Below are 14,981 nucleotides of genomic sequence, written 5' to 3'. Positions count from 1 at the left end.
CTGCTTCCCGCAGCCGGTTCTGGCCTTGTGCCGTGCGAAAGATCATCCACTGCGACTGCGATTGTTTCTACGCTGCCATCGAAATGCGCGACGATCCGCGCCTCGTTGGCAAGCCGCTGGCCGTCGGTGGCCGGCCGGAGCGGCGCGGCGTGGTCGCGACTTGCAATTACGAAGCGCGCAAGTTCGGCATCCATTCGGCGATGCCCATGGCGCAGGCCGTCAAGCGCTGTCCGGACTTGCTGATCGTGCCGCCGTCCATGGAGAAGTACCGCCAGGTCGCGCGCCAGATCTTCGCCATTTATCACAGCTACACGCCGCTGGTGGAACCGCTCTCGCTGGACGAGGCGTATCTGGACGTGACCGACAGCCCGATGCTCGCGGGCAGCGGCACCCGCATCGCTGAAGACATCCGCCGCCGCGTGCGCGAAGAGATCGGCATTACTGTGTCGGCCGGCGTTGCGCCCAACAAGTTCATCGCCAAGATCGCCAGCGACTGGAACAAGCCCGATGGCCTGTTCGTCGTGCGGCCGGAGCAGATCGACGCGTTTGTTGCCGAACTGCCCGTCGACCGCCTGTTCGGCGTGGGCAAGGTGACGGCCGCCAAGCTGCGTCGCCTCGGGGCGGAAACGTGCGGCGACCTGCGCGCCTGGGGCACCGACCGCTTGCAGCAGCATTTCGGCGTGTTCGGTTTCCGGCTGCACGACCTTTGCCGGGGCATCGATCACCGGCAGGTGCAGCCCTCGCAGATTCGCAAGTCGGTCAGCGTGGAAGAAACCTACGCCACCGATCTGCGCACGCTCGAAGACTGCCAGCGTGAGTTGATCGTTCTCGTCGAGCAGCTTGCCGCCCGCGTCGAACGTGCTCGCGCCGGCAACATGATCCACAAGACCTACGTCAAGCTGCGTTTTGCCGACTTTCGCGGCACGACGGTGGAGTGCATCTCGCCGCAAGTGTCCTTGGCGGTGTTCTCCAAGTTGCTTGCGCAGGGGTTTGAGCGCCGCGGCATTCCCGTGCGGTTGCTCGGCGTGGGCGTGCGCCTGTATGAGTCGGACGCGCATGCGCGCCAGCAGCCGCTGTTTGCCGAAGACCCAGTCGCTACCGAGTGACGCCACCCCTTGGCGCGGCAATCGGTTGAGAATTGTCCTATTTTCCTGTCTGCATCCCGGCGATAGAAGGGCGGAATATCGCCTGCGGGTAAAATGCCCGCTTTTTTGCATAATCCGCCGCCGCGCACCACACGTGCGCGACAGTGCATGCCGTCACATTCGGCCGCACGCAGACAGGAGACGCAGTAATGAGTTTGTTTCGTACCAAGAACGTGGATCACATGATCCGCACGGGCCACGGTGACACCGGCCTGAAGAAAGTCCTCGGACCCCTCGACCTGACCTTCCTGGGTGTCGGCGCCATCATCGGAACCGGCATCTTCGTGCTGACCGGCACCGGCGCGCTGACGGCCGGGCCGGCGCTTACGCTGTCCTTCATCGTCGCAGCGCTCGCCTGCGGGTTTGCCGCGCTGTGCTACGCCGAATTCGCCTCGACCATTCCCGTGTCGGGCTCCATCTATACGTATGCCTACGCCACGATGGGCGAGCTGGTCGCCTGGATCATCGGCTGGGACCTGATGCTCGAATACGGCCTGGCCACATCCGCTGTTTCGGTGGGCTGGTCAGGCTATTTCCAGTCGCTGCTGTCAGGCTTCGGCGTGCATCTGCCGGTGGCGCTCACTGCCGCACCGGGCGCGATTCCGGGTGTGCAGACGCTGTTCAACCTGCCGGCGCTGGTGATCATGCTGCTGATCACGACGCTGCTGTCGTTCGGCATTCGCGAATCCGCGCGCGCCAACAACATCATGGTGGCGATCAAGGTGACGGTGGTGCTGCTGTTCATCGCCGTGGGTGTGCGCCATGTGCAGCCGGCCAACTGGCAGCCGTTCATGCCGTTCGGCATGGAAGGCGTGTTCGGCGCCGCCGCCATCGTGTTCTTCGCGTTCATCGGCTTCGATGCGGTGACGTCTGCGGCGGAAGAGGTGCGCAATCCCAAACGCGATTTGCCGATCGGCATCATCGGTTCGCTGGCGGTCTGCACGATTCTGTACGTGCTGGTGGCGGCCATCATGACGGGCATCGTGCCGTTCGCGAAGTTTGCGGGCGTCGACCACCCCGTGTCACTGGCGCTGCAAGTCGCCGGTGAAAGCTGGGTGGCGGGCTTTGTCGACCTGGGCGCCATCATCGGCATGACGACCGTGATCCTGGTGATGGCGTACGGCCAGACCCGCATCATCTTCGCCATGTCGCGCGACGGTCTGCTACCCAAGCGTCTGTCGCACATTCATCCGCGTTATGCGACCCCGTTCCTGAACACGTGGGTCGTCGGCATCGTCTTCGCGGTGATTGCCGCATTCGTGCCGCTGAACGTGCTGGCTGAACTGATCAACATCGGTACGCTGGCCGCGTTCTCGTTGATTGCCGTTGCCGTGCTGGTGCTGCGCCGTACGCGTCCGGACCTGCATCGCGGCTTCCGCTGTCCGGGCGTGCCGGTCGTGCCGCTGCTGGCCATCGGCATGTGTCTGTTCCTGATGAGCCACCTGCAGGCCGTCACGTGGGTAGCCTTTGTGGTGTGGGTCGCGATCGGCTTGCTGGTGTACTTCGGTTATGCGCGCCGCCGTTCGCTGCTGCACACGTCTGAACATGGCGCTGCGCCTGTTTCCGAGACGGTGCACTGATATCAGGAAGGCGCGTCCATTCCCTGACGACATGGCAGCCACGCGGCGCGACACGGTCGTTCAGGCCGCCGGCTGAGCGGATTTCTCTCAGCCGGCGCGCAACTATTACAACGCCGATGTATTGCGTGCAAGCACCACGCTTTTTTGGCGATGGCTCAAACGCATGCGGCGCTGACATCAACGTGTCGCGAACCCTGTGGTTGCATTAGCAGGCACACCGTGGCTGCGTGTCCGGCACGCGCCTTGCGTGTGGCGTTTGCTTTGCTCGGGCGGTCCAGCGCGCGACCCTGACAAAAAAGCATAGCTGCGACCAGGGGCGCGCGGAGCCTGATGCCGCCTGGGATGGCGGCTGCCAGACACCGTTCAACGGCTGCGATGCCGCATATGACGCTCGCACGTGCATCGCAAGCTGTGGTTAAAATGATCTTCGCAGCCAGACACATGTCTGACGAAACCTTGCCGGCCCCCCCGCAAAGTTTCCACGCAACAGCGTGTGCGTTGTTGTCCATTGCAATCGGAGGGCTTTGACGATGGAAATCAAGTTCGAAAAGAAAGAGGCGTACGACATCAACAACGAAGGCCTGCTGTTCGACGCGTTGGTCGACGGTGAAAAGGTGACTTGCGTGGCAACGCGTGAGGCGCTTTGGGAAGGCCTGGAAGGTGATCAGGTGTTGTCGCTTCAGGCAGCCTTCGAGGCTGGCCAAGAGAGAATCCAGGATGCCGCGCGCGTGCTGATTGCAGACGGCGTGCAGCGATCTCACGGATTGGATGATTTGCCGCAACCGGTCGTGGTCAAGCGCGCGCATATTGCCGTAGCCTGAGTCTGATCGATTGCCCCCGTAGACATCGGCCTGCCCGATGCCTCTGCATGGCGGACACATCGTCCGCCGCCTGAAAAGCCGGTCCGCGTGGCCGGCTTTTTCATTGCGCCGCAGTTTCCCGACTTGACATGACCGCAATCGGATCAGATGATTAACATGTTAATTATATGAAAAGGCGGGAGACACCATGCTGCGAGGCAGAGTGGTATTGCCGGAAGGTCAAGTCGTGGAGCGGGTGTTCGCATCCGCAGCACAGGCTGCGGGTTCTTGGCGTTGGTTGCCGCCGCTTGAAGGTACGGTCGTCGGCGCGTTGCTGAACTACCGGGGCGAACTGGGTGCGCTGGGCGACGCGCTATCTGCGCCGCCATACCAGGCACCGCCTAAGGCGCCCATCCTGTATCTCAAGCCGGCCAACACGCGCATTGGTCATAACCACGATGTTGTGCTGCCGGCAGACGTTGATGGCGTTTGGGTCGGTGCTTGCCTCGGCGTGGTGATCGGTCGTACTGCCGCGCGTGTGACTGCGCGGCATGCCGTAGATTTCATCGCCGGTTACACCATCGTCAATGACCTGACGGTGCCGCATGCGAGCTACTACCGACCGGCGATCCGCCACAAGTGCCGCGACGGTTTTTGCCCGATGGGGCCTTGGATGGTTGACCGCGACGATGTGCCCGATGCCGATGCACTCGATATCGCCGTGCGCATCAACGGAGAGATCAAGCAGCGCGCCAACACATCGACGCTGGTGCGGCCGATCGCGCAACTGCTTGCCGACGTGACGGCCTTCATGACGCTGGAAGCGGGCGACGTGCTGCTCGTCGGCATGCCCGAGAATCCGCCGCTGGCGCGGGCCGATGACCGCATCGATATCGACATCGCCCACATCGGCACGCTGACGACAGCCCTGGTTCGCCACGCGCAGGAGGCCTCGCAATGAAGCACGCGCGTATTGCCTATGACGGCGCCATCCATCGCGCCACGGCCATGCCGGGCGACGACACCCACCTGCGACTGGCCGACGGCCGCGTCCTGCATGAAACCGAGGTCGTCTGGTTGCCGCCGGTCGAGCCGCGCACCGTTTTCGCGCTGGGCCTGAACTACGCTGACCACGCCAAGGAACTAGCCTTCAAGGCGCCCGAGGAGCCGCTCGCGTTCCTGAAAGGGCCCAATACGCTGATCGGACATCGTGCCCACACCGTGCGCCCGGATGGCGTGACGTTCATGCACTACGAATGCGAGCTGGTCGTGGTGATTGGCAAGACCGCGCGCAATGTGCCGCGCGAACATGCCTACGAATTTGTAGCCGGCTATACGGTGGCCAACGATTACGCCATCCGCGATTACCTCGAGAACTACTACCGCCCGAACCTGCGTGTGAAAAGCCGCGATACGTGTACGCCCATCGGGCCATGGCTCGTTGACCGCGACGATGTGCCCGATCCGATGCGCCTCGCGCTGCGCACGACCGTCAACGGTCGTGTCACGCAAGAAGGCAGCACGCGCGACATGATCTTCGACATCCCTGCGTTGATCGCGTGGTTCTCCAGCTTCATGACGCTCAGCCCCGGCGACATGATCCTGACCGGCACGCCCGAGGGTTTGGCGGACACGCAACCCGGCGACGAAGTCATCACCGAAATTGAAGGCATCGGCAGGCTGGTGAGCACCATCGTTGCCGAAGAACCGAACAAGGAGCCCGCATGAGCCGCGTCAACATGGACCCTGTCAAGCATTGGATCGACGGTCGTCAAGTCGACAGCGTCGAGCGTTTCGTCACGACGAACCCGGCGACGGGCGAGGCCATCGCTGAGGTGGCGTCGGGCGGGGAAGCCGAGATCAACGCGGCGGTGGCGGCCGCCAAGGCGGCATTTCCCGCCTGGGCCAACACGCCGGCCAAGCAGCGTGCCAAGCTGATGCGCCGACTGGGCGAGCTGATCAAGCAGAACGTGCCGCACCTCGCAGCGCTGGAAACCATGGACACCGGCCTGCCCATCGCGCAGACGAGCAAGCAGCTCGTTCCGCGCGCTTCGGAGAACTTCCATTTCTTTGCCGAAGTGTGCACGCAAGTCAACGGCCGCACGTATCCGGTCGATGACCAGATGCTGAACTACACGCTGTATCAGCCGGTGGGCGTTTGCGCGTTGATCTCGCCGTGGAACGTGCCGTTCATGACGGCCACCTGGAAGGTCGCGCCGTGCCTGGCGCTGGGCAATACGGCCGTGCTCAAGATGTCGGAACTGTCACCGCTGACAGCGGATCAACTTGGCCGCCTGGCGCTGGAAGCCGGCATTCCGCCCGGCGTGCTGAACGTCGTGCAAGGCTATGGCGCGACGGCGGGCGACGCGCTGGTGCGCCATCCGGATGTGCGGGTGGTGTCGTTCACCGGCGGTACGACGACCGGCAAGCGCATCATGGAGCGCGCCGGCCTGAAGAAATTCTCGATGGAGCTGGGCGGCAAATCGCCGGTGCTTGTCTTCGACGATGCGGACTTGGATCGCGCGCTGGACGCGTCGCTGTTCACCATCTTCTCGATCAACGGCGAGCGCTGCACAGCCGGCTCGCGCATCTTCGTGCAAGAAAGCGTCTACGACGATTTCGTGCGCAAGTTTGCCGAGCGTGCCAAGCGGCTTGTTGTGGGCGATCCGGCAGATGAGAGAACCCATGTCGGCTCGATGATCACGCGCGCGCATTGGGAGAAGGTCACGGGCTACATCCGCCTGGGCGAACAGGAAGGCGCGAAGATTCTGGCCGGCGGCGCGGAAAAGCCCGCTGGCCTGCCCGGCCACCTGCAGAACGGCAACTTCGTCGCGCCGACGGTGCTGGCCAACGTCGACAACCGCATGCGGGTGGCGCAGGAAGAAATCTTTGGCCCCGTGGCTTGCCTGATCCCGTTCAAGGATGAGGCCGATGGCCTGAAACTCGCCAATGACGTGGAATACGGTCTGGCTTCGTACATCTGGACGCAGGATGTAGGCAAGGTGCACCGCGTGGCGCGCGGCATCGAAGCCGGCATGGTGTTCGTCAACAGCCAGAACGTGCGCGACCTGCGCCAGCCTTTTGGCGGTGTCAAAGCTTCCGGTACGGGGCGTGAGGGCGGCGAGTACAGTCTGGAGGTGTTTGCCGAAATCAAGAACGTCTGCATCTCGATGGGCAGCCACCATATTCCGCGCTGGGGCGTTTGACGCGCGGCCGGACACACCACAACAAGGGCGGAAGGAGACACCATGGGCAAGCTGGCCTTGGCCGCGAAGATCACGCACGTGCCGTCGATGTACCTGTCGGAGCTGCCGGGCAAGCACCATGGCTGCCGGGCGGCGGCCATTGAGGGCCACCGCATCATCGGGCAGCGTTGCCGCGATCTGGGCGTGGACACTATCGTCGTGTCCGACGTGCACTGGCTCGTCAACGCCGGCTACCACGTCAATTGCAACGCGCGCTTCGAAGGCGTCTACACGAGCAACGAGCTGCCGCATTTCATCAAGGACATGCGGTATGCCTATCCCGGCAATCCGGCGCTGGGCCGATTGATTGCAGAGACGGCAACGGCGCGCGGCGTGTTCACGCGTGCGCACGAAATCGATAGCCTCGAACTCGAATACGGCACGCTCGTACCGATGCGGTACATGAACGGCGACCAGCACTTCAAGGTCGTGTCGATTGCCGGGTGGTGCGCGTGGCACACACTGGATGAAAGCCGCCGCTTCGGTGCCGCGTTGCTCGAAGCCATCGAGGCGAGCGACAGCACGGTCGCGTTTCTCGCTAGCGGATCGCTCTCGCACCGCTTCAACGACAACGGCAGCCCCGAAGAATCCATTCACCAGATCAGCCGCGAGTTTTTCAGGCAGGTCGACCTGCGCGTGGTCGAGCTATGGAAGCAGGGCGACTGGAAGACCTTCTGCGCAATGCTGCCCGAGTACGCATCGCTGTGCGAAGGCGAGGGCGGCATGCACGACACGGCCATGCTGCTCGGTCTGCTTGGCTGGGATGCCTATGACAGGGGCGTCGAGGTCGTCACCGAATATTTCGCCAGCTCCGGCACGGGCCAGATCAACGCGATCTTCCCCTTGCCCGGGCGTGGTCCAGTTGGAGCCTGAGGAGATCGACATGCCGCATGTCATCGTCGAATACACCGACAATCTGGGCGACGACGCCCGCATTCCGGAATTGCTCCGCGCCATGAACGAGACGCTGATGGCGCAGAACGGCGTGTTTCCGACCGGCGGGATCCGATCGCGCGCCATCAAGCTGACCGACTACCGTGTGGCCGACGGCAAAGAGGACGACGCCTTCGTCCATGTCACGCTCAAGATCGCTGCGGGCCGTACGCCCGAGACCAAGAAAGCCGCCTGCGACGCACTGTTTGAGGCAATCAAGGCACATTTCGCCGAGGCCTTTGCGCGCCGCTATCTGGCACTGTCGATGGAGCTGACCGAGTTTGACGAGGGCGGCAGCTATAAACACAACAACATCCACGCGCGTTTTCGCAAGGCTTGACGCATGCTCGACACCACGACCATCCAGACCATCGCGCGCCGCCTGCATCAGGCCGAGATCGACCGCAGGCAGATCCGCCAGGTTTCGCTTGACCACCCCGACATCACGATCGAAGACGCCTACGCCATCCAGCGCGAATGGGTTGCGATGAAGCTGGCGGCGGGGCGGCGCCTGAAGGGCCACAAGATCGGCTTGACGTCGCGCGCGATGCAGCAGTCTTCGCAGATTGACGAGCCGGACTACGGAGCATTGCTCGACGACATGTTCTTTGCCGAGGGGAGCGAGATTCCTGCCGGCCGCTTCATCGTGCCGCGTGTGGAAGTCGAACTCGCCTTCGTGCTCGGTAAGCGGCTGGAGGGGCCGGACGTGACGCTGTTCGATGTGTACGACGCGGTGGACCACGTGATCCCCGCGCTGGAGATCATCGATGCGCGGTCTCAATCGATCGACCCGGACAGCGGGCGCCCGCGCAAGGTGTTCGACACGATTGCGGACAACGCCGCGAACGCCGGCGTCGTGATGGGCGGCCGTCCCATCCGCATGCGCGATGTGGACCTGCGCTGGGTGAGCGCCATCTTTTCCCGCAACGCCGTCATCGAAGAGACGGGCGTGGCAGCCGGCGTGCTGAACCACCCGGCCAACGGTGTCGTCTGGCTGGCCAACAAGCTGGCGCCGCACGGCGTTGCGCTGGAGCCCGGCCAGGTGATCCTTGGCGGATCGTTCACGCGGCCGGTGCCTGCCCGGCCCGGTGATACATTCCATTGCGACTACGGTCCGCTTGGCAGCATCGCGTGCCATTTCGTTTAACCGTCTACCCGTCTACCCGTCTCACGCTCAAAGGATGGCCTCGCCATGCAACTTCCGGTGAACAGCTTCAAGCGCGCGCTGGCCGAGCGCCGGCCGCAGATCGGCCTGTGGCTTGCAATGACGCATCCGTACCCGGCCGAGATTGTTGCCGGCGCCGGCTTCGACTGGCTGCTGATCGACAACGAGCACGCGCCGAATCAACTGCAATCGACGCTCGCGCAATTGCAGGCTGTTGCACCCTATGCGTCGCATCCCATCGTGCGGCCTGCCTGGAATGATCCGGTCGAGATCAAGCGCCTGCTGGATATCGGCGCGCAGACACTGCTGGTGCCGATGGTCCAGAACGCCGACGAGGCACGAGCCGCAGTTGAGGCGATGCGCTATCCCCCGAACGGTATTCGCGGCGTCGGGAGTGCGCTGGCTCGCGCATCGCGCTGGAACCGCGTGGACGATTACCTCCACCAGGCCGATGCGCAGATGTGCACGCTTGTCCAAGTCGAAACCGCGGAATCGCTTGAACATCTCGATGCGATTCTCGCCGTGCAAGGCGTAGACGGCGTATTCATTGGTCCTGGCGACCTGGCAGCCTCAATGGGGCACCTCGGCGCGCCGGGACATCCGGAAGTGCGCAACGCGATCGATGGCGCCATTCAACGCATCGTCGCATCCGGCAAGGCGGCGGGGATTCTGTCGGCGGATCAGGCGCAGGCGAAGCACTACCTGTCGCTCGGTGCGACCTTCGTTGCAGTAGGGACGGATGTCACGCTGCTGGCGCGCAGCGCCGAACAGCTGGCGCAGGCGTTCAGGGAAGAGGGCGCCGCCAAGCCGCACCCGGCCGGCAGTGTGTATTGAGGGGCGTTACTCGTCGCCGGTGAAGCGCCCCATCGGCGTGTGCGTTTCCATCACGTGGATCGATTCGTCGATGGCGGCGTAGAGCGCTTCCAGCCGCGCACGGCCCAACTGCGCCTCGATGCGCGCGTATTCGGCATCGACCTGCGGTTCCACGTCGGCCAGGAACTGGCGGCTCTTGGGCGTGAGCGAAATCACTTGCCGACGCTGATCCACCGACGACTTCGTGCGCACGATCATCTCGGATTGTTCCATCGCCGCCAGCATGCGCGTGAGGCTCGGGCTCAGGATCAGGCAGGCATCGGCGAGCTGGTTGGGCTCCATGTCGCCGGTATCGTTGAGCGTACGCAGCACGCGCCATTGCTGCTCGGTGATGCCGTGCTCGCGCAGGATCGGCCGAAAGCGTGCCATGAACGTCTCACGCGCGCGCAGCAGCAAATGCGGCAGATTGCGGTGCTTGAAGGCGGAAGCCATGCGGGGCGCTCCTTATGCGCGGCGCAAGGCGGCGACGACGGGGGTGTGGTCCGAAGGCTGGTCCCACGTGCGTGGCACGCGGTCGATATGGCACGACTCGCACAGCTTGGCGAGCTCAGGCGACAGCATGATGTGGTCGATCCGCAGGCCGGCGTTGCGCTTGAAGCCGAACATGCGGTAGTCCCACCACGAGAACAGCTTGTCTTCCTGCTCGAACATGCGGAAGGCATCGACAAGCCCGGCGTTTTGCATCGCTCGAAACGCTGCCCGCTCTTCCGGCGACACGAGGTTCTGGCCTTCCCACTTTTTCGGATCGTGCACATCGCGGTCTTCAGGGGCGATGTTGAAATCGCCCAGCAGCATCAGGCGCGGGTTTGCTGCCAACTCGCTTGTCAGCCAGGCCTGCAGCGCCTCCAGCCAGCGCAGCTTGTAGACGAACTTGTCGGAATCGAGCGCCTGCCCGTTCGGAATGTAGGCGGAGATCACGCGGACCGGGCCACCGTCCACGTCATACGTCGCGGCTACGATGCGCTGCTGCTCGTCGTCAAAACCCGGGATGTTCTTCACCACATCGCGGCCTTCAGGCACCGACGCCTTGCGCGCGAGGATGGCAACACCGTTGTATGTCTTCTGACCTGTGAACAACGAGGCGTAGCCCGCGGCGTCCAGCTCGGCGAGCGGATAGCGGTCATCGGGCAGCTTGAGTTCCTGCAGGCAGAGCAGGTCGATGGGCGTGGCGTCGGCTTCGCGCTCGGCCAGCCATTGCAGCACGTGCGGTAGGCGCACCTTCAAAGAGTTAACGTTCCAGGTTGCGACACGCATGGGGGCTCGGTCCTTGCAAATGGCGACGGCGCACAATTTGGCGCCGTTCAGGGGTGCGATATTGTGCCATCAAGCGTTGCGGGCTCGAATGAAAACGCCGCTTCGGCACGGGGGCACGAAGCGGCGCTGTCACGCCTGGCCAAGCAGACCGTCAGGCGGTTTCCGCCACCATGCCGCCATGGCGCAGCAGCGCATCGATGCTCGGCGCGCGGCCGCGGAAGGCCGTGAACGATTCAATGGCCGGGCGGCTGCCACCAACTGCCAGCACCTCACGGCGATAGCGCGCGCCGGTTTCCGCATCGAGCACCGAGCCGCCCAGCTTGCTGGCTTCCTCAAACGCGGCATAGGCATCTGCCGACAGCACTTCGGCCCACTTGTAGCTGTAGTAGCCCGCCGCATAGCCACCGGCAAAGATGTGGCTGAACGTGTTCGGCCAGCGCGACAGCTCGGCCTGCGGCACGACGTGGAAACGATTGTTGATCTGGCGCGACAGCTCCAGCACCGATGTCGCGCCCTTCGGGTCGAAGTCGGTGTGCAGGTGCATGTCGAACGTCGAGAACACGATTTGGCGCAGCGTCGCCATGCCGTTCTGGAAGTTCTTCGCGGCCAGCATGCTGTCGTACAGCTTGCGTGGCAGAGGTTCGCCGGAATTCACGTGGCGCGTCATGCGCGAGAGCACTTCCCATTCCCAGCAGAAGTTCTCCATGAACTGCGACGGTAGCTCCACCGCATCCCATTCCACGCCGTTGATGCCAGACACGCCCAGCTCATCCACCTGCGTGAGCATGTGGTGCAAGCCGTGGCCAAACTCGTGGAAGAGGGTGATGACCTCGTCGTGGGTGAACAACGCTGGCTTGTTCCCGACAGGGCCCGAGAAGTTGCAGGTGAGGTAAGCCACCGGGGTTTGCACGCCCGCTTCGCCCAGCAGCTTGCGGCCACGTGCGTCGTCCATCCATGCACCGCCGCGCTTGCCTTCGCGCGCGTACAGGTCGATGTAGAACTGTGCAAGCAGCTCACCTTGGGCAGATTCAACGCGGAAGAAGCGTACGTCCGGGTGCCATACTTCAGCCGCCTCTGGCTGAATCTTCACTGAGAACAGCGTCTGCACGACATTGAACAGGCCCTCCAGCACGGCGGGTTCCGGGAAGTACTGCTTCACCTCCTGCTCGGAGAATGCGTAACGCGCCTCGCGCAGCTTTTCCGACGCATAGGCCATGTCCCACGGTTCGAGCTTGTCGATGCCGAGCGTGGTCTTGGCGAAGGCCTGCAGTTCTTCCCAATCCTTCTCGGCAAACGGACGGGCGCGGTCGGCCAGCTCACCCAGAAAGCGCAGCACGTCTTCGGGCGAGTCAGCCATCTTCGGCACGAGAGACACCTCGCCGAAATTGCGATAGCCCAGCATGTGCGCTTCTTCGGTGCGCAGCGTGAGCTGTTCGGCCATGTTGGCGGTGTTGTCCCACTCGGCCTTGCCGCCGCCGTACTGCGCGCCGAGTTCGGACGCGCGCGTGACGTTGGCTTCGTACAGCGTGCGACGCAGCGCGCGGTCGTCCGCGTATTGCAGCACCGGGAAGTACGACGGGAAGTGCAGCGAGAACTTCCAGCCGGTCGCTTCCGGATTGTCGCGGCGAGCCGCTTCCTGTGCCGCCTGCTTGGCGTCGTCGGGCAAGCCGGCCAGGCGGGCTTCGTCGTTGATGATGAGTGCGTAGGCGTTGGTGGCATCCAGGACGTGGTCGCTGAAAGCCTTGGTCAGTTGTGCCTGCTGTTCCTGAATGGCGGCAAAGCGCGGCTTTTGGTCTTCCGGCAGTTCAGCGCCGCCCAGGCGGAAGCCGCGCAGTTCATTTTCAAGCAGCTTCTTGCGTGCGGGCGACAGCGTGGCGTATTCGGCGCTGTCGGCAATTGCCTTGTACTTTTCGAACAGTTCCAGATCCTGACCCAGGCCCGACCAGAACTCGGTCACGCGCGGCAGATTGGCGGCATGCGCCTCGCGCAGTTCCGGCGTGTCGGCGACGGCGCTCAGATGGCTGACGATGCCCCAGGCGCGGCCCAACGGCTCGGTCGCATCTTCCAGTGCGGTGACGACGGTGTTCCAGCTGACAGGCGTGGCGGGGTCCTTGACCTGCCCCACCGCCGATGCGGCACGCTCAAGCAGTACGTCGACGGCCGGCGTGATGTGTTCGGGGCGGATGTCCGCAAAGCGCGGCAGACCAGAAAAATCGAGCAGCGGATTGTTGGCCGGGTTGGCAACCTTGGGCGAAATGTCGGTCATGGCGGGCTCGGTAGAGAAATTCGGGGGACAAAAAAAGCGTCCGATCCAACAGGTGGGGACGCTTTTTCCGTTTCCAACTGGATCAGGGTGAAGCTTACGCCGCCAGCGCGGCTCCTTCAGCAGCGCGCTCGGCGGCTTCCAGGGTGTTGATCAGCAGCATGGTGATCGTCATCGGGCCGACGCCACCCGGCACCGGCGTGATGTAGCCAGCAACTTCCTTGACGCCGGCAAAGTCGACGTCGCCGCACAGCTTGCCGGCATCGTCGCGGTTCATGCCGACGTCGATGACGACTGCGCCGGGCTTGACCATGTCGGCGGTGATGATGTTGCGGCGGCCCACGGCGGCCACGATGATGTCGGCCTCACGTGTGTGCGCGGCCAAGTCGCGCGTCTTGCTGTTGCAGATCGTGATGGTGGCGCCGGCTTGCAGCAGCAGCATCGCCATGGGCTTGCCGACGATGTTCGAAGCACCGACCACCACCGCATTGGCGCCCCGCACCGGGTAGTTGATCGATTCCAGCATCTTCATGCAGCCGTAAGGCGTACACGGGCGGAACAGCGGGGCGCCGGTCATCAGCGCGCCGGCATTGGCCACGTGGAAACCGTCGACGTCCTTTTCCGGCGCGATGGCTTCGAGCACCTTGTGGCTGTCGATGTGCTTGGGCAGCGGTAATTGGACCAGGATGCCGTGGATGCGCGGGTCGCGGTTCAGTGCGTCGATGCGGCCGAGCAAGTCGGCTTCGGACAGGTCAGCGGGGTAGCGGTCGAAGCTGGACAGGAAGCCGTTGTCTTCGCACGCCTTGATCTTGTTGCGCACGTAGACCTGGCTGGCCGGGTCTTCGCCGACGAGTATCACGGCGAGGCCGGGCTGGTGGCCGCGCGCGGTCAGGGCGGCGGCGCGTTGTGCGGCCTCGGCGCGGAGTTGTTTGGCAAGCGCGTTGCCGTCAATGAGTTGGGCGGTCATGGCTGGGCGGAGGAGGGAGAGGGCAAACCGCGATTATAAATCGCCGCCTCCCTTCCGGCCGCCCGGATGATCGCCTGGTTTTTCCTGCAGCCGAATCAGGCGTTGCGCGACAGGGCCAGGCGCAGCAGGTCTGCCACGGTGTTCACGTTGAGCTTTTCCATGATGTTGGCGCGGTGCGCTTCCACCGTCTTAATGGAAATGCCCAGATCGTCGGCGATCTGCTTGTTCAGGCGGCCTGCGACGATGCGCTCCAGGACTTGCTGCTCGCGCGTGGTCAGGCGGCCGAGCAGGTCCTTGGCGGCCTTTTGCTCGCGGGCGACCGAGTCTTCGCTGCGGGCCTTGCTGAGCATGCGCTCAACCAGCTCGCGCAGTTCGGATTCGTCGAACGGCTTTTCGATGAAGTCGACCGCGCCTTTCTTCATGGTCGACACTGCCATCGGCACGTCGCCGTGGCCCGTGACGAAGACGATCGGCATGCGGCTGTTTTCGGCCAGCAGGCGGTCTTGCAGCTCGGGGCCGCTCATGCCCTGCATGCGCACGTCGAGGATCAGGCAGCCGACGCCTTCGCCGCGCTTGTCGTCGACCAGGAATTCTTCGGCGCTGCGGTACGTGCGAACGGTGTAGCCGTTGCCTTCGAGCAGCCACGTCAACGAGTCACGCATGGCTTCATCGTCGTCGACGACGAACACGGTTTCGTTGCGCGGCGCAACTGCGGCGGGCGTTGTGCTCATGGAGGAGTCCTCGGTCTACGTTCTA

Annotated in this window: 15 protein-coding genes; 10 read left to right on the top strand and 5 right to left on the bottom strand. The window is 63.7% G+C overall.

The features are described 5' to 3' along the window. Nucleotides 1-32: 32 nt before the first annotated feature. The 10 genes from dinB (at nucleotide 33) to hpaI (ending at nucleotide 9,702) form a co-directional block, all read left to right on the top strand. Entirely contained in the window at nucleotides 33-1,106 is a 1,074-nt protein-coding gene (gene dinB / locus R2669_RS06090) for a DNA polymerase IV (protein WP_316899245.1), read from the top strand. A 188-nt stretch (nucleotides 1,107-1,294) separates the two neighbouring features. Further along, the gene (bcaP, locus tag R2669_RS06085; RefSeq protein WP_316889350.1) at nucleotides 1,295-2,725 is read left to right on the top strand and encodes a branched-chain amino acid transporter BcaP; all 1,431 of its coding nucleotides are present in this window, start codon (nucleotides 1,295-1,297) and stop codon (nucleotides 2,723-2,725) included. Between the two features lie 530 nt (nucleotides 2,726-3,255). After that, nucleotides 3,256-3,546 carry a DUF1488 family protein gene (locus R2669_RS06080; RefSeq protein WP_092970102.1) on the top strand — a complete coding sequence of 97 codons (291 nt, stop codon included), beginning with the start codon at nucleotides 3,256-3,258 and terminating at the stop codon, nucleotides 3,544-3,546. A 187-nt stretch (nucleotides 3,547-3,733) separates the two neighbouring features. Continuing rightward, a complete protein-coding gene (locus tag R2669_RS06075) occupies nucleotides 3,734-4,486 on the top strand; it encodes a fumarylacetoacetate hydrolase family protein (RefSeq protein ID WP_316899243.1) in 753 nt (250 codons plus the stop codon). Then, entirely contained in the window at nucleotides 4,483-5,253 is a 771-nt protein-coding gene (locus R2669_RS06070; protein WP_316889347.1) for a fumarylacetoacetate hydrolase family protein, read from the top strand. The genes R2669_RS06075 and R2669_RS06070 overlap by 4 nt, the downstream gene beginning before the upstream one ends. Then, nucleotides 5,250-6,731: a 5-carboxymethyl-2-hydroxymuconate semialdehyde dehydrogenase gene (gene hpaE, locus R2669_RS06065; protein ID WP_316889344.1), complete on the top strand. Its 1,482-nt coding sequence runs from the start codon at nucleotides 5,250-5,252 to the stop codon at nucleotides 6,729-6,731. The genes R2669_RS06070 and hpaE overlap by 4 nt, the downstream gene beginning before the upstream one ends. A 42-nt stretch (nucleotides 6,732-6,773) precedes the next feature. Further along, a complete protein-coding gene (gene hpaD / locus R2669_RS06060) occupies nucleotides 6,774-7,643 on the top strand; it encodes a 3,4-dihydroxyphenylacetate 2,3-dioxygenase (RefSeq protein WP_316899241.1) in 870 nt (289 codons plus the stop codon). Between the two features lie 10 nt (nucleotides 7,644-7,653). Then, nucleotides 7,654-8,043 (top strand): 5-carboxymethyl-2-hydroxymuconate Delta-isomerase, encoded by a 390-nt coding sequence (locus tag R2669_RS06055; RefSeq protein ID WP_316899240.1) that lies wholly within the window; start codon nucleotides 7,654-7,656, stop codon nucleotides 8,041-8,043. Between the two features lie 3 nt (nucleotides 8,044-8,046). Further along, on the top strand, nucleotides 8,047-8,850 hold the full coding sequence (hpaH, locus tag R2669_RS06050) for a 2-oxo-hept-4-ene-1,7-dioate hydratase (protein ID WP_316899238.1): 804 nt from the start codon (nucleotides 8,047-8,049) through the stop codon (nucleotides 8,848-8,850). A gap of 45 nt (nucleotides 8,851-8,895) precedes the next feature. After that, nucleotides 8,896-9,702 (top strand): 4-hydroxy-2-oxoheptanedioate aldolase, encoded by an 807-nt coding sequence (hpaI, locus tag R2669_RS06045; RefSeq protein ID WP_316899236.1) that lies wholly within the window; start codon nucleotides 8,896-8,898, stop codon nucleotides 9,700-9,702. Between the two features lie 6 nt (nucleotides 9,703-9,708). On the opposite strand, the gene hpaR is transcribed toward hpaI, so the two are convergent. The 5 genes from hpaR to R2669_RS06020 all read right to left on the bottom strand — a co-directional run bounded on the left by hpaR (nucleotide 9,709) and on the right by R2669_RS06020 (nucleotide 14,956). After that, nucleotides 9,709-10,173 (bottom strand): homoprotocatechuate degradation operon regulator HpaR, encoded by a 465-nt coding sequence (gene hpaR / locus R2669_RS06040; RefSeq protein WP_316873557.1) that lies wholly within the window; start codon nucleotides 10,171-10,173, stop codon nucleotides 9,709-9,711. A 12-nt stretch (nucleotides 10,174-10,185) separates the two neighbouring features. Continuing rightward, complete coding sequence (gene xth / locus R2669_RS06035; protein ID WP_147214548.1) at nucleotides 10,186-10,995, bottom strand: exodeoxyribonuclease III; 810 nt, start codon at nucleotides 10,993-10,995, stop codon at nucleotides 10,186-10,188. 151 nt (nucleotides 10,996-11,146) lie between these two features. Further along, entirely contained in the window at nucleotides 11,147-13,261 is a 2,115-nt protein-coding gene (locus tag R2669_RS06030; protein WP_316889338.1) for a M3 family metallopeptidase, read from the bottom strand. A gap of 94 nt (nucleotides 13,262-13,355) precedes the next feature. Then, nucleotides 13,356-14,225, bottom strand: coding sequence for a bifunctional methylenetetrahydrofolate dehydrogenase/methenyltetrahydrofolate cyclohydrolase FolD (folD, locus tag R2669_RS06025; RefSeq protein WP_009240794.1), 870 nt, complete (start codon nucleotides 14,223-14,225; stop codon nucleotides 13,356-13,358). Between the two features lie 95 nt (nucleotides 14,226-14,320). Then, entirely contained in the window at nucleotides 14,321-14,956 is a 636-nt protein-coding gene (locus R2669_RS06020; RefSeq protein ID WP_024975528.1) for a response regulator transcription factor, read from the bottom strand. Between the last annotated feature and the right edge of the window lie 25 nt (nucleotides 14,957-14,981).

The sequence above is a fragment of the Ralstonia edaphi genome (assembly GCF_958350185.1).
Classification (GTDB): Bacteria; Pseudomonadota; Gammaproteobacteria; order Burkholderiales; family Burkholderiaceae; genus Ralstonia; species Ralstonia edaphi.
Note: the sequence above shows the minus strand (reverse complement) of the source record. Positions and strands in the feature narration are given on the sequence as shown.

Excerpts from the sequence above, each read along its gene's own strand:
- bcaP (WP_316889350.1), top strand. The coding sequence starts at position 1,295 with ATGAGTTTGTTTCGTACCAAGAACGTGGATCACATGATCCGCACGGGC.
- R2669_RS06080 (WP_092970102.1), top strand. The coding sequence starts at position 3,256 with ATGGAAATCAAGTTCGAAAAGAAAGAGGCGTACGACATCAACAACGAA.
- R2669_RS06075 (WP_316899243.1), top strand. The coding sequence starts at position 3,734 with ATGCTGCGAGGCAGAGTGGTATTGCCGGAAGGTCAAGTCGTGGAGCGG.
- R2669_RS06070 (WP_316889347.1), top strand. The coding sequence starts at position 4,483 with ATGAAGCACGCGCGTATTGCCTATGACGGCGCCATCCATCGCGCCACG.
- hpaE (WP_316889344.1), top strand. The coding sequence starts at position 5,250 with ATGAGCCGCGTCAACATGGACCCTGTCAAGCATTGGATCGACGGTCGT.
- hpaD (WP_316899241.1), top strand. The coding sequence starts at position 6,774 with ATGGGCAAGCTGGCCTTGGCCGCGAAGATCACGCACGTGCCGTCGATG.
- R2669_RS06055 (WP_316899240.1), top strand. The coding sequence starts at position 7,654 with ATGCCGCATGTCATCGTCGAATACACCGACAATCTGGGCGACGACGCC.
- hpaH (WP_316899238.1), top strand. The coding sequence starts at position 8,047 with ATGCTCGACACCACGACCATCCAGACCATCGCGCGCCGCCTGCATCAG.
- hpaI (WP_316899236.1), top strand. The coding sequence starts at position 8,896 with ATGCAACTTCCGGTGAACAGCTTCAAGCGCGCGCTGGCCGAGCGCCGG.
- hpaR (WP_316873557.1), bottom strand. The coding sequence starts at position 10,173 with ATGGCTTCCGCCTTCAAGCACCGCAATCTGCCGCATTTGCTGCTGCGC.
- xth (WP_147214548.1), bottom strand. The coding sequence starts at position 10,995 with ATGCGTGTCGCAACCTGGAACGTTAACTCTTTGAAGGTGCGCCTACCG.
- R2669_RS06030 (WP_316889338.1), bottom strand. The coding sequence starts at position 13,261 with ATGACCGACATTTCGCCCAAGGTTGCCAACCCGGCCAACAATCCGCTG.
- folD (WP_009240794.1), bottom strand. The coding sequence starts at position 14,225 with ATGACCGCCCAACTCATTGACGGCAACGCGCTTGCCAAACAACTCCGC.
- R2669_RS06020 (WP_024975528.1), bottom strand. The coding sequence starts at position 14,956 with ATGAGCACAACGCCCGCCGCAGTTGCGCCGCGCAACGAAACCGTGTTC.